The 25994-nt window shown below is 36.5% G+C and carries 25 protein-coding genes and 3 tRNA genes; 14 read left to right on the top strand and 14 right to left on the bottom strand.

Annotated features, from left to right (window positions below):
* Window positions 1-19: 19 nt before the first annotated feature.
* Both ACST13_RS07755 and ACST13_RS07750 read right to left on the bottom strand, forming a co-directional pair.
* Complete coding sequence (locus ACST13_RS07755) at window positions 20-592, bottom strand: carboxymuconolactone decarboxylase family protein (protein ID WP_459522627.1); 573 nt, start codon at window positions 590-592, stop codon at window positions 20-22.
* A 47-nt stretch (window positions 593-639) separates the two neighbouring features.
* A complete protein-coding gene (locus ACST13_RS07750) occupies window positions 640-1188 on the bottom strand; it encodes a peroxiredoxin (RefSeq protein ID WP_459522626.1) in 549 nt (182 codons plus the stop codon).
* A gap of 105 nt (window positions 1189-1293) precedes the next feature.
* Between ACST13_RS07750 and ACST13_RS07745 the strand changes: the two genes are divergently transcribed.
* Complete coding sequence (locus ACST13_RS07745; RefSeq protein ID WP_459522625.1) at window positions 1294-2217, top strand: LysR family transcriptional regulator; 924 nt, start codon at window positions 1294-1296, stop codon at window positions 2215-2217.
* Here the strand turns inward: ACST13_RS07745 and ACST13_RS07740 are convergent.
* Genes ACST13_RS07740 through ACST13_RS07725 form a run of 4 tightly spaced genes read right to left on the bottom strand, consistent with a single transcriptional unit; the run spans window position 2204 to window position 8384 of the window.
* Window positions 2204-3517 (bottom strand): MFS transporter, encoded by a 1314-nt coding sequence (locus ACST13_RS07740; RefSeq protein ID WP_459522624.1) that lies wholly within the window; start codon window positions 3515-3517, stop codon window positions 2204-2206. The two genes, ACST13_RS07745 and ACST13_RS07740, sit on opposite strands and share 14 nt — an antisense overlap.
* Complete coding sequence (locus ACST13_RS07735) at window positions 3517-6246, bottom strand: DNA gyrase/topoisomerase IV subunit A (RefSeq protein ID WP_459522623.1); 2730 nt, start codon at window positions 6244-6246, stop codon at window positions 3517-3519. The genes ACST13_RS07740 and ACST13_RS07735 overlap by 1 nt, the downstream gene beginning before the upstream one ends.
* Before the next feature lie 12 nt (window positions 6247-6258).
* Entirely contained in the window at window positions 6259-6822 is a 564-nt protein-coding gene (locus tag ACST13_RS07730; protein WP_459522622.1) for an NUDIX hydrolase, read from the bottom strand.
* A 2-nt stretch (window positions 6823-6824) separates the two neighbouring features.
* Window positions 6825-8384, bottom strand: a complete 1560-nt coding sequence (locus tag ACST13_RS07725; protein WP_459522621.1) for an NAD(P)/FAD-dependent oxidoreductase — start codon at window positions 8382-8384, stop codon at window positions 6825-6827.
* 45 nt (window positions 8385-8429) lie between these two features.
* Between ACST13_RS07725 and ACST13_RS07720 the strand changes: the two genes are divergently transcribed.
* On the top strand, window positions 8430-10358 hold the full coding sequence (locus tag ACST13_RS07720; RefSeq protein WP_459522620.1) for a thioredoxin domain-containing protein: 1929 nt from the start codon (window positions 8430-8432) through the stop codon (window positions 10356-10358).
* Here the strand turns inward: ACST13_RS07720 and ruvC are convergent.
* Window positions 10351-10926: a crossover junction endodeoxyribonuclease RuvC gene (gene ruvC / locus ACST13_RS07715; RefSeq protein WP_459522619.1), complete on the bottom strand. Its 576-nt coding sequence runs from the start codon at window positions 10924-10926 to the stop codon at window positions 10351-10353. The genes ACST13_RS07720 and ruvC overlap by 8 nt on opposite strands.
* An 11-nt stretch (window positions 10927-10937) precedes the next feature.
* On the opposite strand from ruvC, the gene ACST13_RS07710 reads away from it, so the two are divergent.
* On the top strand, window positions 10938-11549 hold the full coding sequence (locus tag ACST13_RS07710) for a polysaccharide deacetylase family protein (protein WP_459522618.1): 612 nt from the start codon (window positions 10938-10940) through the stop codon (window positions 11547-11549).
* Window positions 11546-12316 (top strand): TatD family hydrolase, encoded by a 771-nt coding sequence (locus tag ACST13_RS07705; protein ID WP_459522617.1) that lies wholly within the window; start codon window positions 11546-11548, stop codon window positions 12314-12316. The genes ACST13_RS07710 and ACST13_RS07705 overlap by 4 nt, the downstream gene beginning before the upstream one ends.
* Here ACST13_RS07705 and ACST13_RS07700 read toward each other — a convergent pair.
* The gene (locus ACST13_RS07700) at window positions 12300-13055 is read right to left on the bottom strand and encodes an ATP-binding cassette domain-containing protein (RefSeq protein WP_459522616.1); all 756 of its coding nucleotides are present in this window, start codon (window positions 13053-13055) and stop codon (window positions 12300-12302) included. The two genes, ACST13_RS07705 and ACST13_RS07700, sit on opposite strands and share 17 nt — an antisense overlap.
* Window positions 13056-13069: 14 nt before the next feature.
* Here ACST13_RS07700 and ACST13_RS07695 point away from each other — a divergent pair, with 14 nt between their 5' ends.
* The gene (locus ACST13_RS07695; protein ID WP_459522615.1) at window positions 13070-14545 is read left to right on the top strand and encodes a xylulokinase; all 1476 of its coding nucleotides are present in this window, start codon (window positions 13070-13072) and stop codon (window positions 14543-14545) included.
* 35 nt (window positions 14546-14580) lie between these two features.
* On the opposite strand, the gene ACST13_RS07690 is transcribed toward ACST13_RS07695, so the two are convergent.
* Window positions 14581-14664, bottom strand: a tRNA-Leu gene (locus ACST13_RS07690).
* A 71-nt stretch (window positions 14665-14735) separates the two neighbouring features.
* Window positions 14736-15974 (bottom strand): ABC transporter permease, encoded by a 1239-nt coding sequence (locus ACST13_RS07685; RefSeq protein ID WP_459522614.1) that lies wholly within the window; start codon window positions 15972-15974, stop codon window positions 14736-14738.
* A gap of 232 nt (window positions 15975-16206) precedes the next feature.
* On the opposite strand from ACST13_RS07685, the gene ACST13_RS07680 reads away from it, so the two are divergent.
* Window positions 16207-18093 (top strand): DNA topoisomerase IV subunit B, encoded by a 1887-nt coding sequence (locus ACST13_RS07680; RefSeq protein WP_459522613.1) that lies wholly within the window; start codon window positions 16207-16209, stop codon window positions 18091-18093.
* On the opposite strand, the gene ACST13_RS07675 is transcribed toward ACST13_RS07680, so the two are convergent.
* Window positions 18094-18402, bottom strand: a complete 309-nt coding sequence (locus ACST13_RS07675) for a tetratricopeptide repeat protein (protein ID WP_459522612.1) — start codon at window positions 18400-18402, stop codon at window positions 18094-18096.
* A 51-nt stretch (window positions 18403-18453) separates the two neighbouring features.
* Here ACST13_RS07675 and ACST13_RS07670 point away from each other — a divergent pair, with 51 nt between their 5' ends.
* Genes ACST13_RS07670 through ribF form a run of 8 tightly spaced genes read left to right on the top strand, consistent with a single transcriptional unit; the run spans window position 18454 to window position 24193 of the window.
* The gene (locus ACST13_RS07670; RefSeq protein ID WP_459522611.1) at window positions 18454-19188 is read left to right on the top strand and encodes an electron transfer flavoprotein subunit beta/FixA family protein; all 735 of its coding nucleotides are present in this window, start codon (window positions 18454-18456) and stop codon (window positions 19186-19188) included.
* 1 nt (window position 19189) lies between these two features.
* Window positions 19190-20119 (top strand): electron transfer flavoprotein subunit alpha/FixB family protein, encoded by a 930-nt coding sequence (locus tag ACST13_RS07665; RefSeq protein WP_459522610.1) that lies wholly within the window; start codon window positions 19190-19192, stop codon window positions 20117-20119.
* 43 nt (window positions 20120-20162) lie between these two features.
* On the top strand, window positions 20163-20732 hold the full coding sequence (locus ACST13_RS07660) for a bifunctional nuclease family protein (protein ID WP_459522609.1): 570 nt from the start codon (window positions 20163-20165) through the stop codon (window positions 20730-20732).
* A 2-nt stretch (window positions 20733-20734) separates the two neighbouring features.
* On the top strand, window positions 20735-21619 hold the full coding sequence (locus ACST13_RS07655; RefSeq protein WP_459522608.1) for a cell division protein FtsX: 885 nt from the start codon (window positions 20735-20737) through the stop codon (window positions 21617-21619).
* A 1-nt stretch (window position 21620) separates the two neighbouring features.
* Window positions 21621-21824, top strand: a complete 204-nt coding sequence (locus tag ACST13_RS07650; protein ID WP_459522607.1) for a DUF3098 domain-containing protein — start codon at window positions 21621-21623, stop codon at window positions 21822-21824.
* A complete protein-coding gene (locus ACST13_RS07645) occupies window positions 21824-22612 on the top strand; it encodes an undecaprenyl-diphosphate phosphatase (RefSeq protein WP_459522606.1) in 789 nt (262 codons plus the stop codon). The genes ACST13_RS07650 and ACST13_RS07645 overlap by 1 nt, the downstream gene beginning before the upstream one ends.
* Entirely contained in the window at window positions 22600-23289 is a 690-nt protein-coding gene (gene truB, locus ACST13_RS07640) for a tRNA pseudouridine(55) synthase TruB (protein WP_459522605.1), read from the top strand. The genes ACST13_RS07645 and truB overlap by 13 nt, the downstream gene beginning before the upstream one ends.
* Window positions 23273-24193, top strand: coding sequence for a riboflavin biosynthesis protein RibF (gene ribF, locus ACST13_RS07635; protein WP_459522604.1), 921 nt, complete (start codon window positions 23273-23275; stop codon window positions 24191-24193). Before truB ends, ribF begins: the two co-directional genes overlap by 17 nt.
* Here ribF and pheA read toward each other — a convergent pair.
* The 3 genes from pheA to ACST13_RS07620 form a co-directional block, all read right to left on the bottom strand.
* A complete protein-coding gene (gene pheA / locus ACST13_RS07630; protein WP_459522603.1) occupies window positions 24185-25261 on the bottom strand; it encodes a prephenate dehydratase in 1077 nt (358 codons plus the stop codon). The genes ribF and pheA overlap by 9 nt on opposite strands.
* A gap of 106 nt (window positions 25262-25367) precedes the next feature.
* Window positions 25368-25441 (bottom strand) — tRNA-Arg (locus tag ACST13_RS07625).
* Between the two features lie 58 nt (window positions 25442-25499).
* Window positions 25500-25573 (bottom strand) — tRNA-Pro (locus ACST13_RS07620).
* Window positions 25574-25994: the final 421 nt, after the last annotated feature.

Genomic DNA, 25994 nt, shown 5'->3' with positions numbered 1-25994 from the left:
CTCTTACTCAACCTTAAAATTATAATAGTACGATTAAACTCTTGATAATTGCCGTTAAACGGACAGCATCTAAGATCCTAGCTTCTGTAGCACCGTGATTCTTTACTGATTGCTCATGGGAAGTAACACACATTTCACAACCATTAATGGCTGATACAGTTAAGCTGGCTAATTCAAAGAATTCCTTTCCTAATACGGGATTCATCATGATGGACATACGAATTCCAGCAGGCGCCGTGTTATAATATTCTTTATCCACGAAGTGCTTAAATCGATAAAAAATATTATTTGCATTTAATAAGGATACCAAAGCATGAATTTCATTGATTTCAGCCTCTGTCGCTCCTTTTTGAAGAACTAATTCGGTTAAAGAGTCAATGGTTCTCGTATGCTTTTGATTAACTGATACTGCCAAAGCTAAAAGCAAAGCTTCTTTTTCAGTTAATGTTTGAGCGCGCAACGCATTCGAAACATTTATTTTAAGATCCTTGATATAGCGGTGATCTGCAGCATCTAAGGTATCTAAAAGGGCAAACGATTCTGTAGCAAGGATATTTATCTCTGCTAATAAGTTGTCTTTAGTTTCACTCATGATATTGGATTTTAAAAGCCCCAGGGAATCCTGGAGCTAAAGAATAATTATAAAGTAGCGTCGCCTTTTTTCCAGTTACATGGACAAAGTTCATCTGTTTGTAAAGCGTCTAAAACACGCAATACTTCGTCTACATTACGACCTACTGATAAATCATTAGCACATACCCAACGTACAATTCCGTCTTGGTCAGCAATATAAGTAACACGGTAAGCTACTTTCTCGCCTTCTAATAAGATACCTAAGTCTTCAGCTAAACTTTTTGACGTATCTGCAAGCATTGGGAATTTTAAACCACGTAAATCATCATGATCTCTTCTCCAAGCTGCGTGTACGAATTCAGAATCAGTACTAGCACCGATTAATACAGCATCGCGATCAGAAAAATCAGTCGCACGGCGATTGAATTCAGCGATTTCTGTAGGGCAAACAAAAGTAAAATCTTTTGGCCACCAGAACATTACTAACCATTTACCGTCTTTCTTGTGATCTTCTGAAGTAATTGTTGCGAATTCTTTTCCTTGCTCTAAAGAAACGACTGCCGTTTTTGAAAATGTAGGAAATTGACTTCCTAAACCTAACATGTGATTTGCCATTGTATGTATTTTTTTTGTTCTTATTAAACTATAATGCAAATATCGATTGAAAAGCTATATTAGTCAAATCTATATTTTCTATATTTGTATAGTTTTAAACTATATATGACAATAACGCAATTAGAATACATTGTTGCCTTAGCTGATTTGCAAAGTTTCTCCAAAGCAGCTGATTTTTGTTGTGTTTCTCAACCATCTTTGAGTATGCAAGTACAAAAATTAGAGGATGAGTTAAATATGACCTTGTTTAATCGTAAAGCCAAACCTCTACAACCTACTTTGGAAGCTAGAGATATACTGGCTAAAGCAAGAGCTATTTTAAATGAAAGCAATTCAATCCTATCTCTTTCTAAAGGTTGGGCGAATCAAGTGAGTGGCTTCGTTTCTATCGGAGTTATTCCTACGATTGCCCCCTATTTAATGCCTAAGTTTTTGGCTGATTTTCAATTAAAGTTCCCTGATTTATCTATTAGTATTTCAGAAACGACAACCGCTACTATTAAAAAAGGAATTCAAGATGGTAAAATCGATATTGGTATATTGGTTACCCCGTTACATGATAATTTGGTTGAAATCCCGCTCTACTACGAGGAGTTATTTTTGTATTCCAATGTTTGGGAAGAAGATGGAGCTAATTTAAAGTCGGCACTCGATCCTACTAAATTGTGGTTATTAGAGGAAGGCCATTGTTTAAGTAGTCAGGTTAATTCAATTTGTAATTTGCCATCTGGAGCACTTATTGGGACTAAAATGACCTATCAAACAGGAAGTATGGAGACGATTGTACGTTTAGCTGACCAAGGCTTTGGCCAAACAATCATACCACAAATGTTCGTCGATTACCTGGATCCTAAATTGAAGGAAAAAGTGTATACTTTGCCTGATCCAAAACCAGTGAGGGAAGTAGCCTTAGTGCATAGCCACTCTTATTCAAGAAAAGCTATTATTAAAGCTTTAGAATTAGAAATTTTGGCTCATATACCTGATTCATGGAAACATGCACAAGAACGTAATATTATCCCCATATAGCCTTTGCCTTTGCGCTTGACATTAAGGGTCTTAAAAAGAGTAAGCTAGCTCCAAAAACAAAAACTAGCACCAAAATACTGATACGCATATTACCGGTTAATTGGATAATAAGGCCAAACATAAACGTTCCTATAACCGTTGACATACGGTCACAAACGTCATAGAAGCTAAAATAGGATGCCGTATCCTTCTCCCCTTTAGGACATAATTTCGCATACGATGCGCGGCTATTAGATTGAACTCCCGCCATCACAAAGCCAATGGCCGTAGCTAATAAATAGAAATTAAATTGAGAAGTAACTGTATACGCATAGGCGCATACAAACATCCATATAATTACAATTAAGCCTAACGCCTTTATATTCCCTATCCAACCTGATAAACGAGCGCACACATAAGCGCCGGGTATGGCAACTAATTGAATTAATAGGATCGTTATAATTAGAGCATCCTCTGGTAAATGCAATTCTTGACTTCCGAATATGGCTCCTAAATACATCACCGTTTGGGCTCCCATATTAAATAGGAAAAAACTCATCAAGAAATTCTTTATCTCCCTGTTAGCTGTGACTTCTTTAAAAACCTTTTGTAATTCCTTAAATCCACCCAACCACCATTTATTCGTGTCTTTAACCTTTGCTACTGAATCAGGTAAATAGTGTAATGGTATTTGCGCAAATAATAACCACCACAACCCTACCGTTAAAAAGGATATTCGAGCAGCCATTTCGCCACCTATTCCGCCATACCATTCTGGTTTTAATAGCATGGTAAGGTTTTGAACTAATAAGATAACGGAGCCTATATAACCTAATGTGAAACCTTTCGCACTTAACCGGTCAAACCTATCTGGTGTGGCTATTTCTGGCAAAAAACTATTATAGAAAACCATACTTCCACCCCAGCCTATAATAGACAGCAGGAAGCCAATGGTTCCAATGTAATAATGTCCTTTACTGAAAAAGAACAAAGCAATACAACTCAATGAGCCTAAATAACAAAAGAAGCGCATGAAACTCTTCTTCGAACCTGTATAATCCGCTATTCCAGAAAGAAAGGGCATTAATAAAGTTAATGTTAAAAAGGCAAGTGAAATGGAATAAGAGAATACCACCGTATTACTTAATTCAAATCCAAGTATGGATATAATCCCAGGTGTATCACTTCCTAGCGTAATGGCTGCTGAAGGAAAATAAATAGGAAAAATCGCTGAAGTAATCGTTAACGAATGAACTGAATTTGCCCAGTCATAAAAAGCCCAGGCATTCATTGTTTTCGGATTATTCAGTTTCTGCTCCATTAAAATAGCCCTAACTGTTCCCCAGTTGGTGGATTTTTGATTTCAAATGGTATCTCCTCTACTTCTTCTATCTCCTCCTCCGGTTGAATCTCTTCGCCCTTTTCTTCTGGAAAATTAATAACAAATTCAGGTTCGTCTGATGTTTCGTTTTCCGTTACCTCTCCCTCATCAGTATTTTCTTCAGAAACTAGATTAGAATCGTCTTCTTCCTTAACCGGTTCTAGTGTTGATTGAATGGCGATCGGTTCATCCTCTTCTGTTTCCAGGAAGGAAACTTCCACTAATTTAGGATAATTTAATTTGCTACCTAGCGCTTTCCAACCTCTTACTTCTGCCATATCTTCAATTGGAATGATTTCTAATTCATTCGTCTTTCCATCTGGCTTATGCTTTATCTGCACATTAGGTGCATAATTATCAGTCACAGCAATCAATTTACTCGCTTTGTGATCTGAGATAAATAAAAATTTCTTGTCTAAAGAAGTCGTCTCTACATGGAAACGTTTAATTAAATGAGTTTTATTTGATCCATCAAAATACACCGCAGAAATAATAGCTAGTGGCTCAAATTTCTTTAAATACTTAATTTCTTCAGCTGGATAACGATTCGTTAGCTCAAAATTGGTTAATTCATAATTACCTGAAGAATAGATAGCTAAAATACTATCATTGGGTTCAAAATTGCCAATATGATCTCCATGCCCATCTCTGTTTAAACGCCCTATGGTAAGGTCATACCAGATATTAACTCCTCCTAGTGTAGATACACCTGCCGATTTCATAGTAATCTTCCGAACATGATATTTAGTTAGCATATTACCTAAAGACTCGCGACCCTTAATGGCTAATTTGGCAAAATCATAATCAAATTGCTTGATTTTAGCTGTGCAATTAGCCGTTAGACTTATTTGTATCACTTCCGCTTCTCCATTTTCATTAGCTGAGAAATAGGTAAGTTTAGATTTAGCATTATCGCTACTCACTTTATATTCTCGATCTCTTGTGACCGAAGTTACCTTAAAGCGTTTAACATAGGAGGTCCCTGATTTTCCATCGAGGTATACAACATTATACACCTTTCGATCATCATTTTTCTTGAATACAGAGCAATAAAGAATATCACGACCCACAAAGACTTTTTCTTGCACTTTCGTGACAACACAGGTTCCATTCGAACGGAAGACAATGATATCATCGATATCAGAGCATTCCATAACATATTCGTCCTTCTTTATACCATATCCCACGAAACCATCTTCGCGGTTGACATATAGTTTTTGGTTAGCGGCTGCAACAACGGTGGCAGAAATCGTATTGAAATTTTTAATTTCAGTTTTACGTTCTCTTCCCTTACCATATTTGACTAATAAGTTTTTAAAATAATCGATCGCATACCGTATCAAGTTCGCTAAATGATCTTCCACCTCCGCTAATTCGTCTAAAAGACGTTTCATTAATTCGTCTGCTTTAAAGCTGTCAAACTTCGAAATACGCTTAATTCGAATTTCTAATAACTTTAAAATATCCTCTTCCGTTATCTCCCGGTAAAAATCTTTTTTAAAGGGATCTAGTCCTTTATCTACTGTTTGAATGACTAACTCAAATGTTTCGCACTCTTCAATATCTCGGTAAATTCTATTTTCAATGAAGATTTTTTCCAAAGAACTAAATAGAACTTTCTCCATTAATTCACTCTTGCGTATTTCTAATTCTTGACGCAATAAGTCCACTGTTTGATTAGTAGAAACGCGTAGTATTTCTCCCACACCTACGAAGTGTGGTTTGTCCTGAATAATGACACAAGCATTAGGTGAAATGGATACTTCACAATCAGTAAAGGCATATAAAGCATCAATCGTAACATCTGGAGATATACCTGGCGCTAATTGGATCTGTATCTCTACATCTTTAGCTGTATTATCAATGACCTTTTTAATCTTAATTTTTCCTGTATCATTCGCCTTAATAATGGAATCAATCAAGGACGTTGTTGTGGTGGTATACGGGATTTCAGTAATAACCAGCGTTTTCTTATCTAATTCATCTATTTTAGCTCTTATGCGAATCTTACCACCACGTAAACCGTCGTTATAATTCGTCGCATCCATCATGCCGCCTAAAAGGAAATCAGGATAAAGCTCTACTTTCTTGTTATTTAATATATCGATGGAAGCCTGAATAATTTCACAGAAATTATGCGGCATAATCTTCGTTGCAAGACCTACCGCGATACCCTCTACTCCCTGAGCTAATAATAGCGGGAATTTAATGGGCAATGTAACAGGCTCTCTCTTACGACCATCGTAAGACATTTGCCATTCTGTGGTTTGGTTATTAAATACAACGTCTGCCGCAAACTTGGATAAACGAACTTCAATATAACGAGCAGCTGCTGCACTATCTCCCGTACGGTTATCGCCCCAGTTACCTTGGCAATCAAATAAGAGTTCTTTTTGGCCTAAATTAACAATGGCATCGTTTATAGACGCATCGCCATGTGGGTGATACTGCATCGTCTGGCCGATGACATTAGCGACTTTATTAAAACGGCCATCATCCATTTCCTTCAACGCATGCAGAATGCGACGCTGAACAGGTTTTAAACCATCTTCTACGGCTGGAACCGCTCTCTCTAAAATAACGTAAGAAGCATATTCTAAGAACCAATTCTCATACATCCCTGCTACCGCAATCTGATTCTGTAGTGCGCCGTCCGCTGATTCACTCATGTTATTATTTGGCTAATTTTCTTCCCCATGGAAGAGTTGGTACATAATTAAAGCTGTGGCCCCCCAAATCATATTTCCTTCAAATTTAAAGGAGGGACTTAGGATCTTATTTCCATCGTAGCTAACCTCAAAATGAATGATATTAGCTGGATCTTGAAAGAACGACACAGGTATTTCAAAAATACGATTTATTTCTCTTTTATTTAAATCGTATGTCAGCTTTTTATTCAAGTGAATCGAAAAAGCGGTAATCCAATAATTGGACACATGAATCCAATGTTCTGTTAAGTAAATTAATTCTTGATGATTAATCTCCACTCCTATTTCTTCCAATACTTCTCGGGCAGCAGTCTCCCGTAAATCCTGATCAGATAGATCCATTTTACCTCCTGGTAAAGCCATTTGGCCACTATGGTGTCCATCATATTCATTTCTTTCGATAATAATAAGGTATGGTTCTAGTAAAGGTTCCTCTACGATAAGCACAACCACCGCAGCTTGCTTAGCCTGTTCTTTTATCTCCGGTTTCTGAAGTATATTTTGATATAATTGCTTAAAATGTAGAAATTCAGTCATGACTAAAATGAATTAGCAATTGACTCGGAACAGCGAATTCCATCTAAAGCAGCAGACATAATACCACCCGCATATCCTCCTCCTTCTCCACAAGGATAAAGACCTTTTACTTGAGGATGTTCTAGCGTTTCCTTGTCTCTAGGTATTTTAACTGGGGAGGATGTTCGGCTTTCTAAACCTATAATTTGACCTAGATTAGAGGAGAAACCAGGTATTTTTTTATTGAAATCTTGAAATCCTTGAACTAAGGGTACAGATATATAATCAGGTAAAAATTCCCGCATTTCGCCAGGTTCTAAACCAGGAACATAACTGGTGGGATGTGAACTTTTACTCGCTTTACCTTGTATGAAATCGAGGGTATATTGAGAGACTGCTTTTTGGGATCCTCCTACTAAACTTCCAGCTTTCTGTTCTAACTCTTCTTGCAATTGCATACCAGCTAAAGCCCCAAATTCCTTATATCGCGCTAGATCTTCATTCACAATACTTACCACAATCCCAGAATTGGCATATTTAGAATCTCGTCTAGATGGAGACATGCCATTAACAACTACTTGATTGGGTGAAGTAGCAGAGGGTACAATAAAACCTCCTGGACACATACAAAAGGAGAATACGCCCCTTTGTACCCCTTCGTAAGTACTTTGAGTCACTAAACTAAAACTTGCTGGAGGTAAGAATTCCGGTCGCTTATTTACTTTGTATTGTGCTTGATCGATAAAGGATTGCTGGTGTTCAATGCGTACTCCGATTGCAAACGGTTTAGCCTCAATTGCCACTCCTTTATCTTGTAATAATTGAAATATATCACGAGCTGAATGTCCTGTAGCTAATAATAATCTATCTGCCAAAAATTCTATATCGTTATTACACAAAACACCTTTGATGGAATTATGTTCAATGAAGAAATCTGTTACCCGGTGATTAAAATGCACTTCTCCGCCTGCCGCAATGATAGCATCACGCATGGAGGCGATAATACCTGGTAATTTATTCGTCCCGATATGAGGATGAGCTTCAAATAAAATATCACTGTGTGCTCCATGAGCCACAAACGTTTCTAAAACACTTTTGATATCACCTCGTTTCGTACTTCTAGTATATAATTTCCCATCGGAATAAGTACCAGCTCCGCCTTCACCAAAACAATAATTAGAATCTGGATCAACTATATTAAATCGATTAATTGCAGCTAAATCCCGTCTTCTTTCTCTAACATCTTTTCCTCTTTCTAGGACGATTGGCTTAATTCCTTTTTTAATTAAATCAATGGCAGCAAATAAACCGGCAGGACCAGACCCGATAATGAGTACTTTTTTTGCATTTTTCTTTACTGCTGGCAATTGTGAAGAAAGGGTGAAATCGTGTTCTTTCTCATAGAAGCCAATACGAAGATTCACTTTGATTTGACGACTTCTAGCGTCTATTGACCTTTTTTCTATTCGATATTTCGTAGTAGCCATGAAATCAGCCCCCATTTCAGCTGTTAAAAATTCAGCTAATACTTCTGGGGAATTAGCAATTTCGGGGCTAAGAACAAAATCTCTTTGGTCAATCATACAAGTATTTTGTGCAAATTTACGAATCTATTTTTACTATTTCGGATGAATAAGCTAAGCTCAGAAGTTTCCCCCTATTTATTGCAACATAAGAATAACCCGGTTCATTGGGAACCCTGGGGTCAGGAAGCTTTAGAACGAGCTAAAAATGAAGATAAACCTATCTTAGTTAGTATTGGGTATGCAGCTTGCCACTGGTGCCATGTGATGGAACATGAATCGTTTGAGAATGACGAGGTGGCTGCCATAATGAATAAATACTTTATTAACATTAAAGTAGATCGCGAAGAGCGTCCTGATGTGGATATGGTCTACATGGAAGCCTTGCATCAAATGGGTTTAAATGGTGGATGGCCATTAAATGTTTTTTTGATGCCAGACCAAAAGCCGTTTTACGGAGGCACCTATTTCAAGCGAGCTAATTGGATGCAGATTCTACTTTCCATTCAGGACGCTTTTAAAAAAAACAGAGCAGAATTAGCTAAATCGGCTGATGGATTTGCTGAAAGTTTATCAGAGAACGCTTCATTTTTTGCAAAAACAGATTTAAACGAGGTTTCACAAGTCATTCCGAGCGCTTTATCTAAAATAAAATCAGCTCTTGATCCCGTGTTTGGTGGCATAAATAAAGCTCCTAAATTCCCTCTTCCATCACTGATTCACTTTTTATATACCATTCCGTCTAGCTTATCAGTAGAATTAGGTATCCCGCCTTTAGCTAAAACCTGGTTAGAAAAAATGGTTCAAGGAGGTATTTATGATGCTGTTGGCGGTGGTTTTTCCCGGTATTCAGTTGATTCAGAATGGTTTTGCCCACATTTTGAGAAAATGCTGTATGACAATGCACAATTATTGTCCGCCTATACGATAGCCTATAAAAGAGAACCTAATCCACTTTATCAAGAGGTGGTGTTTGATACCATCTCATTTCTAAAAATGGAATTATTATCTCCACGTAGACTTTATTATTCCTCACTAGATGCTGATTCAGACGGAGAAGAAGGACTTTTTTATACGTATACTTTTACAGAATTAGCCCAGTTAAAGAATGAAGAATTTTTAAAGACTTATTCCATCTCTAAGCAGGGAAATTGGGAAGATGGTCGTAATATTTTATTCAGGTCCTCTCCCATTCTTAATAGTCATTTTAAGAAGGAAATGGAACATTTAAAATCCCTAAGAGATCAACGCATAAGACCCGGTACTGATACGAAAGAAATTTTAGTATGGAATGCACAATTAGTCTTAGCTTTTTTAGATGTTTACCAGGTATTTGGTCGACAAGAGGATATAGATTCAGCTATTGATTTAATGAATTCCATAGAAAAATATTTTTCCGTAGAAAGCAAGTGGTTTCATCAGTCTGAATTTTCTAGAGAACCTATTTTAGCGTTTTTAGATGATATGTCTGCTTTAGTTTTGGCCTATACAAAACTCTATATAATCACTGAAAAGAGCGAATATTTACATAAAGCTGATGATCTTATTCAAGTAATTAGTTCTACTTATTCACATACAGAATTAGCTTTATTTCAATACCGGTCTAATCAGGCAGACTATTTGATTGCGGAGAAAGTGGAAGTAATGGATTCTGTGATGCCATCTTCGAATTCAATGCTATGTGAGGCTTTTCTATGGAATGGTATTCTACTAAATAAAGCAGAATACACCATAAAGGGACGAGATATGTTAGGCCAAATCTTAGAAAGAGCCATCGTTCATCCTGCTTATTTTGCTAATTGGCTTCGTATTTATTCTGATTGGATTGAACATCCTAAGGCCCTTTTAAAGTATAATCCATCAGCTCATTCAAAAGAAAATTTAGATAGGCATGAATGGTGTATTGATAAGGAACAGCTATTTTTTATTCCTAATAAGGAGAATTCGGACTACCTAGTCTGCGTGGGTGATTATTGCTTTACTCCTGCGGCAACATTAGCGGAGGTAGATAAACAATTAGCGACGCTTATTTAATGCGCTCTGGATTTTCTGTAACAAATGCTCCCCAGCCCTTCTTTGTTCCTTTCATAGTGGAACTGATATTTTTATTATGAAAATGATGGCAAATAGCTATTCCAAGAGCATCTGTGGCATCGTGCAGTTTACCATCTAATTTAATGTTTGCGATGATTTCTACCATTTTAGCCACCTGCTCTTTAGAAGCATTCCCATTTCCGGTTACAGATTGTTTAATCTTCTTAGGCTCATATTCAGCGATGGGAATAGATTTAGAGAAAGCTAAGGACATGACCATCCCTTGAACCCTACCTAGCTTAAGCATAGACTGTATATTTTTACCAAAAAACGGTGACTCAATCGCAATCTCATCTGGTAAAAACTCTTCTAAGATACCTAAAATACGTTCGTGTATTTTCAGGAATTTTGCCCCTTGAGTAGTGTATTTAGTTAGATTTAATACCCCATATTGCAAAACAGTCACCTTATCATTAGTAATACGCAATAGGCCGTAACCAAGAAAACGCGTCCCTGGATCAATTCCAAGTATTATTTTTTCTGATGAGGATGTGCTAATTTGCGTCATTATTACTTACTATGTTTATTCACAAAATACCATCATTTATTTCCTCTATTTTTCCACGATTTACGTGGTCTAAAGAAACGGATGATGAAATTTATTTAACCTTTGATGATGGACCAACGCCTGAAATTACGGATTTTGTTCTAGAAAGCTTAGCAGAATATAATGCGAAGGCGACATTTTTTTGTATTGGAAAAAATGTTGAATCAAATCCTTCTATAATTAGCCGAATTATTTCTGGAGGCCACAGTATCGGTAATCACACGATGCACCATTATAATGCATGGAAAATGGATTTTGCGTCTTACCTAAAGGATATAGAACTCTGTGATCAACTATTTAAACAAAATGGAATTCAATCCATTGGATTTCGTCCTCCTTATGGACGTATTACCCCCAAAATGTATCAACAGGTACCCAATATCATACTTTGGTCAGTTTTAACTGGTGATTATAATGCCTCCTTACAGGCGACTGATATAGTAAAATCTATAAAACCATTTTTAAAACCGGGTGCTATTGTGGTAATGCATGATAGTGTGAAAGCATATCCTCAATTGAAAAATATTTTACCAGAAATTTTGACCTTTTGTTCTTCTCAAAATCTCCGAATGTCAGCCTTATGATCGATACACACGCACATTTGTATGATGCTTATTTTCAAGAAGATATGTCTTTTCATGTGGATGATATTTTAGCCTCTGGTGTATCGGAAGTTTGGCTACCTAACTGCGATTTAGCATCCTGGTCAGACTTAAAGAAATTAAGTATAGATTATCCCAATTTTGTATTACCTATGATCGGTTTACATCCCACCTATGTAAAGTCCACTTATGTTGCTCAATTAAAAGCACTTAAAGAGGAATTAGATCAATCAAAAGTAGTAGCCATTGGTGAAATTGGATTAGATTATCATTGGGATACCACTTTTGCAGCAGAGCAAATGATAGCTTTTAAACAACAATGTCATTGGGCATTAGATCGGAATATATGGATCGATATTCATTGTAGAAAGGCGTATGCAGACTTGATTAAAACAATACGCTTACCCGAATTCAAAGATTTAGGTGGTATAGTACACTGCTTTTCTGGCGATGCGAGGGAGGCTAAAATTTTAACAGATTTAGGGTATTACTTAGGTATAGGAGGTGTAATTACCTATAAAAACACCACTGTGTTTCAGGATATAGCTGACATTCCTTTAAGTCAAATTGTTTTAGAAACAGATGCTCCCTATTTGAGTCCAGTTCCACATCGAGGAAAACCAAATTCGCCTAAATACATACCCATAATCGCACAAAAACTAGCTGACTTATACGAAGTGTCTCTTGAAGAGTTAGTAGAGCAGACATCGAAAAATGCGAGGCAATTAAAAGCTATCTCAGGTTATTAATTACTCCTTTCATTTGATCATCCCAATGTAGGATCGCATTTTTTAGCGTAAGGACTGATGGATTGGTAGAAGTTCTGAATTTTTCCCAGCTTCCCTGAAAGATTAATCTACCTTTTTCCATGATACCCACCGATTGACTTAATTGTAGAATATCCGTTAGATCGTGGCTAATTAGCACGCAGGGAATAGCGCGTTCAGCGACTACAGATGCTATAATTTGCGAAAACTCTAATTTTTGTTCTGTATCTAATTGACTAAATGGTTCGTCTAGCACTAAATACTCGATCGGTTGACTAATGGCCTCCAGGAGGGCTAACTTTTGACGTTCTCCCCCCGACAAATGAGCCACCTTGGTATCTTTTTGTTTAATGAGGTAAAATTGTTTCAGGTACTTAGTGATTACAGCCTCCTTTTGAGCATTGGGCACATACTGAAATAGTACCTCAGCATAATTATATACACTATGATGGGGCTTTAAATGAAGCGTCTGAGGCACATAACCCGCTTGTCTAAATTGTGGAATCAGTCGATCCAAACCGTCATTTAACTCTTTAGAATGAATTTTAATTGAATAGTCGGCATCATATTTTAAGCCCACCAATAGCGTGGCAATGGTACTTTTGCCAGAACCACTTTTACCTATTAATGCGTAGATTTCACCCGATTTTACGTTTATTTGAATATTGGATAAAGCAAAATGACTCGTAACTTGGTGTTTCTTTATGCTTATTGTTAACATTTAACCTATTTAAAATGATTCTCTGCGGAATTGATGTCGGAACTTCTTCCATTAAAGTTAGTATTGTTGATGCAGCAAACCAACATTTAATTTACTCCACCTCCTATCCCGAGGTAGAAAATGAAATATCTTCCCCTGAGCCAGGTTTTGCGGAACAAGATCCAGAACATTGGTGGTATTGTGTGAATCAGGCTATATTAAAAGCAAATTCCTCTAAATTATATGACCCTAAAAATATAGGTGCCATTGGTATATCCTACCAAATGCATGGTTTAGTTGTTGTCGATAAAGAAGCTCGTGTTTTACGCCCTTCTATTATTTGGTGTGACTCTAGAGCCACTCCCTATGGTGAAAAAGCTTATAAAGGTTTAGGAGAAGCATTTTGCCAAAGTCATTACCTCAATTCCCCTGGTAATTTCACCGCATCTAAATTAGCCTGGGTAAAAGAAAATCAACCTGAAGTATTCGAACAAATTCATCAAGTATTATTACCTGGTGATTTTATTGCTGGACGATTTACCTCTCAATTTACCACAACAGCTTCAGCCTTATCAGAAGGTATCTTGTGGGATTTTAAAGAGGAGCATCCTGCTAAAGATCTAATGGCCTATTTTGGTTTCCCAGAATCAATCTTCCCTCCTGTTCACGCCTTATTTTCGGATCACGGTACCATTAACACAGAAGTCGCAGATGAGCTCGGATTAAATACTAAAATAAAAGTTACCTATAAAGCAGGAGATCAACCTAATAACGCGTATTCACTAGGAGTTTTACATCCTGGCGATATTGCCACCACTGCTGGTACCTCTGGTGTCGTTTATGGTATATCCGATGAATTAAAGTATGATAAGGAAAACCGAGTTAATTCCTTTGCACACGTTAATCACACATCTAAAAAGGCTAGTATTGGGGTCCTAATGTGTATAAATGGAACAGGGATTTTGAATCGTTGGATTAAACAAAATTTCTTTTCTTCCTTATCGTATAATCAGATGAACGAATTAGGATCAAAAGCGGCAATTGGTTCCAATGGTTTAGTTTGCATGCCCTTTGGGAATGGTGCAGAGCGTATTTTTCAAAATAAAACGCTGGGTGGAAGTTTTATGCACCTAGATTTTAATCGACATCAATCCACTGAAATTATTCGGGCTGCTCAAGAAGGAATCGCCTTCTCCATGGTATATGGTATCGAGTTACTAGGGAATGTTGGCGTTACGCCTAAAAAACTAAAGGCGGGTCAAGCTAACATGTATTTAAGTGATTTATTTACGCAAGCTATTGTTAATGCGTCAGGCGCTTCTGTAGAACTATTAGAATCAGATGGCGCTTTTGGTGCCGCTTTAGGAGCTGGAGCTGGTATTGGTTATTATGCTAACGAAGACGAAGCAGTAAATAACATTAAAGTACTAAAGACAATAGAACCTAACCCTACCTATACTTCAGAATATGTGGAAGCTTATGGGGTATGGAAAAGTAACCAAGCCCAGTAGAAAAGGCAAAGCCTCTCAATTGCTTGAGAGGCTTGTACCCAGTGCCGGAGTCGAACCGGCACGGGCTTGCACCCACGGGTGTTTGAGACCAGCGCGTCTACCAATTCCGCCAACTGGGCAATTAAAAATTGCTACCCAAAACTAGGCTTTTTCATTTGCTTTCGCAAATGAGCTTAGAATAAATTCAGTTCTATTCGTAGCGTAATGCATCAACTGGGTCCATTTGAGAGGCTTTAAATGCAGGGTAAATTCCTGAAAATAAGCCAACTAAAATACAAATAATAATACCAGTCATCATCCAAAGCCAAGGAATAATAAAGCTTGCTGATCCAGAACTAATGCCTTGAGCAATTAAATTACCAATGGGTATGGCTAGCATTATTCCTCCAATTCCTCCCAATAGGCAGATGACAATAGCCTCTATCAAAAATTGTTGTAAAATACGGCCCGGTGTAGCTCCTAAGGATTTTCTAATACCAATTTCACGTGTACGTTCACTGACTGAAACCATCATAATATTCATCAAAGCAATGGCAGCACCTAATAGGGTGATAAAACCAATGACAAACCCACCAATACGCAATGAACCTGTAATACTTTCAAAACTCTTAGCCATGGAATCTGATCGGTCAATGCTAAAAGAATCTTCCATACCGATTGGATCCATGCGGACTTTTCGCATCGCCCCTCTAGCCTCTTCCATAAAATCTTCAATGTTAATAATTTTAGTAGATGAAGTAGTAATATCAAAATTTAAACTACGACCTACAGCCATTTTACGACCCGTTTCTAGGGGAACAATTATAACTCGATCATCTCCTCCTCCCATCATATTCCCTTTCTTTTCTAGCGCACCTATTACCTTAAGCTTAATACCTGAAACAACAATTTCGGAACCAATCGGAATTTGTTTATCATATAATTGATCAATCACATCTACCCCTAGAATACATACGTTAATCGCATTCATCTGTTCATTTGCAGAGAAATTTCGCCCAGCGCCTACTTTATATCCTTTTAATTCCATGAAATTATCATCAATCCCTAAAACTCGAGTGTTGGGATTGGTTTTCTTAGATTCAAATTTGGCAATAGCATTATTATTCACATTCGTTTTTAATGAAACTTTTCCTTTAGAAGTAAATAGTGATTTATAGTGTGTTGCTTCGCGGTAATTTATATTTTTAAAACGCTTCTCCTTTTGTCCCTCACGTCTAATCTGCATAGCTGGACGATTCCGAATGTCGAATGAATTAGCCCCTAGACCGGAGAAAGAGTTATCCACTGAACTTTGTATACCATCAATGGCAGTCAAAATACCTACGAGAGAAGTTATTCCAAGTGAAATAATCAACGCCGTCAATACAGTACGAAGTAGATTACTTTTAATGGAACGTAGACCTTCTAATACATTTTCTTTTAAATTCATAAGACTCTTTGACTAAGCCGGATGTATCCGGCGACTCATTGACTAAGCTGCGTCGGCAGCGACTAAGTCACGAAGTGACGACTGTTACAACGCAACCGCAAGTTATCCCCTTTTTCACAGCATTAAAAACCAATGAAACAGGCTTTTAATCCGTTAGTCCTTTTTTTACCTGAATTAATTCAATCTCCCCTCTTTCTTAATCGCAAAATGTTTGATAATTTAGTGTAAAATTATGTCAGTGGAAGAAAATCAAATTAAAGCGCCTATTTATAACGACGATAGTATTCGTTCCCTAGATTGGAAAGAACATATTCGGCTTAGACCAGGTATGTATATTGGAAAATTAGGAGATGGTTCATCAGTAGACGATGGAATTTATGTTCTCGTTAAAGAAATCATGGATAACTCGATTGATGAACATATGATGGGTAATGGGAAGTCTATTGATGTAAAGATTTCAGACCATAAAGTGGAAGTGCGAGATTATGGTCGCGGAATACCTTTGGGAAAAGTAATTGATTGCGTATCTAAGATAAATACCGGTGGTAAATATGATTCAGGCGCTTTCCAAAAGTCAGTAGGCTTAAACGGAGTAGGTACAAAAGCCACTAATGCACTTTCGAATTACTTTAAAGTGCAATCCTATCGCGATGGTCAAACTAAGTGGGCAGAATTTTGTAAAGGAGAATTAACTGCTGAATCCCCGGGTATAGAGTCTTCTACTGCTAAGAGTGGTACGCATGTCGCTTTTGAACCTGATAATTCCATCTTTAAAAATTATCACTTTATCCCTCAATATTTAGATTCCTTATTTTGGAATTATGCCTTCCTAAATGCCGGATTAACGATAAATTTTAATGGCGAGAAGTATTTTTCCCAAAATGGATTATTCGATTTACTCTCTAAAAAGACAAATTCAGAAGAAAACCGCTATCCTATCGTTCACCTAAAAGGAAATGATATTGAATTAGCTATAACGCATAATAACCAATACGGAGAGGAGTATTATTCCTTTGTTAATGGTCAAAATACCACACAAGGTGGTACACACTTAGCGGCTTTTAGAGAAGCGCTTGTTAGAACGGTAAGAGAATTCTTCAAGAAGGATTTTGATCCATCTGATGTTCGCGCAAGTATTGTGGGCGCCATTGCCATTCGGGTTCAAGAACCCGTTTTTGAATCACAAACAAAGACAAAATTAGGTAGTACCACTATCTCGCCTGATTCTAATTCCACTTCTATACGTACGTTTATAGGTGATTTTGTGAAGACAGAATTAGATAATTATTTACACCAAAATCCAATTTCCGCTGATGCTCTTTTAAAGCGAATATTGCAATCAGAGCGTGAGCGTAAGGATATTGCGGGTATTAAAAAATTAGCCAATGAGCGGGCTAAAAAAGCCAATTTGCACAATAAGAAACTGCGTGATTGCCGAATACATTTATCTGATGAAAAATCAGAAACTCGTCACGACACTACCCTATTCATTACCGAGGGTGATTCAGCGTCCGGAAGTATCACGAAGTCTCGCGATGTTCAATTACAAGCCGTATTCAGTTTAAGAGGAAAGCCATTGAATAGTTTTGGCCTGACTAAGAAAATTGTTTATGAAAATGAAGAATTCAATTTATTGCAACATGCATTAGATATTGAAGATTCATTAGATAATCTGCGCTACAATAAAATCGTCATAGCTACAGATGCTGACGTCGATGGAATGCACATTCGTTTATTGATTTTAACTTTCTTTTTGCAATTCTTCCCAGACCTAGTGAGAAACGGTCATTTATATATATTAGAAACACCTTTATTTAGAGTTCGAAATAAAAAAGAGACCCGTTACTGCTATACAGATGAGGAAAGACGTTCAGCTATTTCTGATTTAGGGCCTAAACCAGAAATTACTCGATTTAAGGGTTTAGGAGAAATTTCGCCAGAGGAGTTTGGGAACTTTATTGGAGAGGATATTAAATTAGAGCCTGTTATTTTAGAAAAGGACTTTACTATACCCCAACTTTTAACCTATTATATGGGTAAAAATACGCCAGAGCGCCAAAAGTTTATTATTGATAATCTAGTGGTCGAAAAAGATTTAGAAGAAGTTCTTTTAGCCTAATCAAAAGTTCAATTCGAGGAGTTGCTTAAGTTCTTTATTGGCCTTAGCAGCTCCTTTTTTTTCTGCTTCTTCTATTCCTTGTATAATATATTTTTTAGCCTCATCATCTTGATTAGTATCTAATAATAAGGTTGCTAAGGTATAATATGTAGCGATATAATCAGGAAATGTAGAGGCTATGTATTTAAATGATTCCAAAGCTCCGTTTATATCCCCCTCCTTTTGGAATTCCATCCCTAATAAATAATGATTAAATGGATCATCGGGATATTGATTAATCTCATTTTTTATAAATTCTTTGCGATCCATTTTGCTAAATTAAAAACAAATTAGTATGCTTGCATAACAATTTAATCTGCCATGAAAATACTAGTCTGTATATCCTGTGTCCCAGACACCACATCAAAAATAGTAATAGATCCCGCAACCTCCCAAATAAGTAGCCAAGGTTTAACATTTATTGTAGGACCTTATGATGATTATGCGCTTTCTAGAGCCATAGAGATAAAAGAAAGCCATAATGCCGAGGTGATAGTTTTACATGTGGGTACTGCAGAATCCGAACCGCTAATTCGTAAATGTCTAGCTTTAGGAGCCGATTCGGCAGTTAGAATTGATGGCAATCCTATTTCTTCTAATCAAATAGCCTCAGCGATTGTGGATTATGTAAAATCTAATCCTGTGGATCTCATATTAATGGGGAAAGAATCTATTGACTATAATTCTGGTATAGTGCATGGTTTAGTCGCAGGAGCTTTGGGTTATGTTCATTTTAACCCGGTGATGCATTTAGATATGACAGCTGATGGATTGCACTTAACTGTGGAGATGGATGGTGGTAAAATGGAAGTGAATTGCACACTGCCTGCTGTTTTAGGGTGTCAAGAACCGATTGCCGAATGGAAAATACCTTCTATGCGTGGAATTATGACAGCTAGAACAAAAGAAATTCTAATTCTTCCATTAAGTTCTCCTAGCGAAGTACAGCTTGTAAAGGCAGACATCGCGGAAACAGCTCGCAAAAATAAGATGATAACAGCGGATGAGGCCGAGCAATTAATTGATTTATTGAGAACTGAGACAAACGTATTATAAGATGAAAAAAGTAGCCATTTTAGCTCAAACCAAAGAAGGGCAATTGTCTGAACAAACTAGACAGTTAGTTTCATTTGTTTCCGCCTTTGATCCCGAGCAAATAAAATTGTTTATACTCGGGGATGTGAAATTTTCAACTGTATCTTCCTCTGTACCTGTTGATTTGTTTCAATTATCTGCTGATTTATATGCTGATTCTGATTCTATTGCAACCATAGCGGCTGGTTTAGATAATTTCTGTGTATTTGGTATAAAATCCATACAGATAGATAATTTGTTGAGCCTATTAGCGGCACATACGTTGAAAGATATGATTTCAGGTATTCAGAAACTAAGCTATTCTTCTGATCAATTCTCCATAAGCAAATCTATTTTTTCAGGTAAAGCCTCGTTGGAATTAAATACTAGTACTGCTTCTTTTTTCAGCATCAATCGAAATTTTGATTTTAGTCAAATTAGCGAATACTCAGAATTAGTTTTCAAATCATCTAGTTCAATTGAAAAAACAAATACAAACAAAGCTTCTATAGTTTCTATAAAACCAATCACAGGTTCCATTCCATTACCTGATGCTGCTATTGTTGTAGGAGCAGGTCGAGGTTTGAAAGATCCCGAAAATTGGACTATAGTGGAAGATTTAGCGAAAGCATTAGGTGCTGCAACGGCTTGCTCAAAACCAGTATCTGATCTCAATTGGCGCCCCCACCACGAACACGTAGGTCAGACAGGCGTTAAAATATCCCCCAATTTATACATCGCTTGTGGCATTTCAGGCGCTATTCAACATTTAGCCGGAGTTAATGGCTCCCGAATTGTAGTTGTTATAAATAATGATCCTGAAGCACCTTTCTTTAAGCATGCTGATTATGGAATTGTAGGGGATGTAAATGATATCCTTCCGAGACTAACAAAAAAGCTACAATCACATTAAAATTAGCGGTCTAATTGGTACATTTGTGTTTTAATATAGGCCTTTGAAAGAGTTTATTCCATTACGTATATTGTCTGTGAATCCCAGTTCTGTGGGAGCTAGCTCTTATATACTTTTATTAGAGTCTGACGATGCGCAAGCTTTGCGGTTTCCTATTGTAATAGGAAGTCAAGAAGCTCAGTCTATTTCTGTATATCTAGAGCATATTCAAACAAGCCGACCCTTAACACATGATCTCTGTGTTAATCTTCTCTCCTATTCTAATGTATCTATTGAAAAGGTCTTAATCACAGATTTTAAAGATGGTATATTTTACGCCAATTTAGTGATAATTAAAGAAGGTGAAACTATTAAGGTAGATGCTAGACCGTCCGATTCTGTGGCTATTGCCATCCGTTTAGATAAGCCTATATTAATATCAGAAAAATTATTAAGAGATATTTGTATACCTGAAGAGGAATTTTTAGATGAACTAGAAGAGGAGTATAATTTGGTTGAAAATACGAAAGGTATACGTTCTAAAGTAGAATTAGAGGCGTTATTAAACAAAGCCTTACAAGATGAAAATTATGAAGAGGCTGCTAAACTTCGAGATGAAATTGATAAATTATAAATATGAAATATTCTAAAAGTCGCCCACAATCTACCCAATTAACCCTGATAATCTCCATGGCGAGTTTAGCATCTATCATAGCGCTATTCTTTCAATTATTTGTCAGCGTAAAAACCTGGGGCGATGAGATAAAATCTCAAATGAAAGTGTATGTCTATTTAAGCGATTCATTAGAAACAGCCGATTTAGCAAGTACCATTACTTATTTTAAATCACGTCCATATATTAATCAAAAAGATCTAATGCCTGAACTAGAATTTAAGTCAAAAGCACAGATCGCATCTGAATTCTTAAAGTCATCACAAGAAGATTATCAGACACTTTTAGGAGAGGAAAATCCATTTAAGAACTGCTTGATTTTGGGAATTAAGGAGGAATTTAAAAATGAAGCTTCGTTTAAAAAGATTGTTAGCGAAATTCAAGCTAGACCTTATGTGTACGAAGTTACCTACCCTAACACTTTTTTGGGATCATTATTAAATAAAATAGAGGCTGTTGGTTATGTCGGTATCGTCTTAATCATTCTATTAGTTTTATTCATCTACATTCAATTAGCCAATAATATCCGTTTACATATTCATGGAAATCGTGTCTTAATTAAATCAATGCAACTATTAGGTAGCACTAATGGATTTATCCAGAAACCATATCTATTAAATGCCTTATTTGTGGGTTTTTTAGGAGGTCTAATCGGCTTTACTTTAGCTAACGGAGCTTTTTTGTACTTTTCCACTTCAATACCAGAGATAACGTCTTTATTTTTTGAGCTTACAAATCAAATTCAATTAGTGCTTGTTTGCGTAGGATTCTGCTCACTTTTTAGTGTACTCGCTTCTTACGTATCAATTTCAAAATATCTTAAAATTCAACACACTAACCTATTTTAATATGAGTCAATCTAATATGCCTTTAGGGTCTAAAGAAATAAAAATTCTATTACTAGGTATTGGAATTATGTTAGTTGGTTTTTTTGTAATGACCTTAGACAGGGAAGAATTTGGATTTGGTTTTTTAGGTTTAACCCTTGGTCCTCTGTTAGTGCTAGTTGGCATAATAATACCTGTATTTTCTCTTTTTAAGTGGAAACGCTAATGTCAGAGATTCTTAAAACCATTATATTAGGACTTGTTGAAGGTTTAACGGAATTTTTACCAGTCTCTTCCACTGCTCACTTAATCGTTGCTGAAAATTTACTAGGAATAGAAAACTCTAAATTTCTAAATTTTTTCACGGTATTCGTGCAACTTGGTGCCATTGCTGCTGTGCCATTTTTATATTTCAAGCGCTTATTTGCATCGGGTTTACCCATTTATTTCACAATCATAGCTTCATTTATTCCAGCCGTCATTTTGGGTTTATTATTAGATGATTTACTTGAAGCCTTATTTCAAGGATATTGGTTTATCGCTGGATCTTGGATTTTAGGTGGTTTAATTTTAATCAAAATTGATACCTGGTTACCAGCTAAATCTACCGCAATTGAAATACAATCAATATCTTATCTAGCTGCTTTTAAAATTGGTTTATTTCAATGCTTAGCTATGATTCCAGGGGTATCAAGATCGGGTGCCACAATTGTAGGCGGTCGTGTTTTAGGTTTAAGTCATTCTGCCGCAGTTGAATATTCATTTTTATTGGGTATCCCTACTATATTGGGGGCATGTGCTAAGAAGCTTTTAGACTATCGTCATGATTTTGATGTCATTTTTACGAAAGAACACATTCAATTCCTAACGATCGGTACCAGTATTAGTTTCATCATTGCTCTATTGACCATCAAATGGATGGTAGGATTTGTTCGATTACATGGCTTTAAACTTTTTGGCTATTATAGAATTATTGTAGGACTATTATTAAGTATATATCTGTGGATGATTTAGAGGAAGTTCAGGACAAGTTTTATGTCATAAATAAGCCCAAAGAATGGTCCTCATTTGATGTAGTTAAAAAGATTCGTAATCTAGGGCGGTTTAAAAAGATTGGGCATGCTGGAACCCTAGATCCATTAGCCACAGGAATTCTAATCATGTGTGTAGGAAAGTATACTAAGAAGATTGATTACTTTCAATCGCTACCTAAAACCTACACGGGGAGAATGATTATTGGAAAAACAACTCCTTCCATTGATTTAGAAACTGAATTTGATGGGGAGTATGCCATAGATCATATTACTACTGGCATGTTAGAAGATGTGCGACATACATTTTTAGGCGATATTCAACAGGTACCCCCTATCTACTCAGCCATTAAACTAAATGGACAAAGATTATTTACTCACGCTCGCAATGGAGTCAAAGCAGAGGACTTAGAAATAAAAATCCGTGATGCGCAAGTCTACCGTATGGAGTTAGATTCAACTAATTTTCCTGAAATTAGCTTTGAAATAGAATGTAGTAAAGGGACTTATATTCGAAGTATTGTAAGAGACTTTGGAATAAAATGTCAATCAGGAGCCTATATGAGTGATTTAGTTCGAACAAAAATAGGCGATTGGGGTTTAGATAAAGCTCAAGATGTAGCCACCTTTAATAGCGATTTACATGAAGTGCTTTTATAGTTTTGATACTGTTATTGTGGATTCGCCTACTGCCGTTACTATCGGCATGTTTGATGGCTTGCATCTAGGGCATTTAAAGGTCATTGACGGCTGTTTATCTACCTCCCAAAGCAATCAGCTTAAAACCTGTGTGATAAGCTTTTCAAATCATCCCGCCGATCATTTCACTGGGAAAAGAAATGAATTGTTAATGCCCATGAAGGAAAAAATTGAAGCATTCGAAAATTTAGGTATCGACTATCTCGTTATAATTCCTTTTGATGCTTATATCGTAGAATTACCAGCAAAGAATTTCATTCAAGAACTTTTAATTGGTCGACTTAAAGCAGCAAAAGTAGTTTTAGGTTACGACAACCATTTTGGTAAAAACAGAGAAGGTTCTATCTCCTTCATAAATGAGCATTTTGGAGATGTATTAGAAACAATTGCTATTGATGTGGCTAAAGTTGACGAAGTCATAGTTAGTTCGTCGCAAATAAAAAAATACCTATCAGAAGGTGATATAACTAAGGCCAATGCCATGCTTGGACTTCCCTTTTCAGTTTCAGGAATTGTAGTTCATGGGAATCAAAATGGTCGCAAAATAGGATTTCCTACAGCGAACATGGCATTGAAAGCTGACAACAAATTTATTCCACAATTAGGGGTGTATTTATGCCAAGTAAAAATTGACGCTGGTTTATTCTTTGGATTAACAAATATGGGTTATCGTCCTACACTCAATAAAGACGATGGAATTCATATTGAGACTCACCTGTTAGATTTTGATGGTGAATTATATGGCCAAAGAATTGAAATTCAATTTATCGAAAAAATAAGGTCTGAGAAACGATTTGATTCCTTCGAAGATCTGAAAAATCAAATCGCGGCTGATTTAGCTTGGGCTAGAATGTATTTAGCATAAATTCATATAACTGCCTAAGAAGACTAATTCATCTTCTCTCTTAGCTAATAATTCTTGAATATTTTGATCTAATTTATTGCCTTCAACATCAATAAAGAACCAAAACTTGAATTCATTGGTATCTTTTTGGGGTCTAGATTCAATTTTCAATAAGTTGATTCCTCCCATCTCAAAGTCTTGCAATAAAGAAAGTAATGCCCCAGGCTTATCATCATTCTTTAATTTAATAGCTAGACTTGTCTTATCCTTATCCGTCTTCTTTAAATTCTCCACTTTAGAAATGATAAAAAAGCGCGTTTGATTCGAATCGTTGTCTTGGATATTATCAAATAATATAGGCAAAGAATAAATCTTCGCTGCAATATGAGAACACAAAGCTGCGCCATCTTCGTCTTCCACTGCTAATTTAGCCGCTCTAGAGGTAGAATCCACCTGAACAAAGAAATCCTCTTCCTGACCTGAAAAATAGTCCCCTAGGAAGCCTTTACACTGCTGAAAAGCGATATCCTTAGAATAGATTTTTTTAATACCCTGTATGCCATTGTGTTTAGATGCTAAACAAAAGTTAACTGGAATTATAATCTCAGAAATAACAAAAAGATTCTTTTCACTCAAAAGATCCATCGTTTCTTTGACCATTCCTTCTTGATTATTCTCAATAGGAACCACTCCATATTTAGCACGGCCGGTTTCTACTGATTCAAATACAGATTTAATGGAAGGTAGAGAAATATAATCTGCAACAGCACCAAAACGTGTTTCTGCAGCCTGATGAGTAAAACTCCCCTCAGGTCCTAAATAACAAATGATTTCGGGTAGTTCTAAATTACGTGATACTCCAAATATCTCTAGAAATATAGCCTCAATAGCTTCCTTTCTTAATTTACCAGTGAATTGATTAGCTAAACGATCAATGATCTCTTTTTCTCTATCAGGATGATAAATAACTGCATTAGACTCCCGTTTTAACTTACCTATCTCCTCCACAAACTCCATTCTTTTCACTAAAAGTGATAAAACAGAATCATCTATTTGGTCAATTTTGCCTCTTAATTCGGGTATATTCATGCCTAATGTGCTAATTAGCTCAATTTACTAAAAATAGAAGATTTAAGGAAGGGAAATAAAAAAAAGGATTTGAATAAATCCTTTTCTCTTAATGCTACACTTTATGTGATTCCGTTTGGATTCGAACCAAAGACCTACTGCTTAGAAGGCAGTTGCTCTATCCAACTGAGCTACGGAACCTAAAATAAAAAGTCAACTTATGTAAGGTGTAAAACACTTCCTCATAAATTGACTTTTGTCGGGGTGGCAGGATTCGAACCTACGACCTCTTGGTCCCAAACCAAGCGCGATACCGGGCTACGCTACACCCCGAAAATTGACTGCGAAGAGTGGGGATTATGAACCATAACCACTAAACTCCTGTATATCAAGTATTTTACTTCTCTATTTCTCTTTGGAAACCCCCTTAGAAACCAAGCAGCCAAAAGGAGGGCTTGATTGTCTAGTTTGAATTTCCTTAGGTTTCACAAAGATAATGAACCTAAAGAATTTATCAAAATGATTTATGAATTTTTAACCCACTCATTAAATTCATTTTCCAATTGTTCGGCAAATGACATAAGCTCTTCAAAGGAAGGTATGTTGTTATAAATCATTACTGCAGTTTGTAAATCGTCAGCAAAAAGTGGACCGATAGAGGTTATTTCTTAGGGAGTGTTTCCAAACAATTATTAACTTAACAAAATGGAAACAAGAAAAAAACAATCAGCAGAAAATTACATCAAAGACATCC

The organism is Aquirufa sp. A-Brett2-W8, from assembly GCF_054558755.1.
This window is presented reverse-complemented; position numbering and strand designations above follow the sequence as displayed.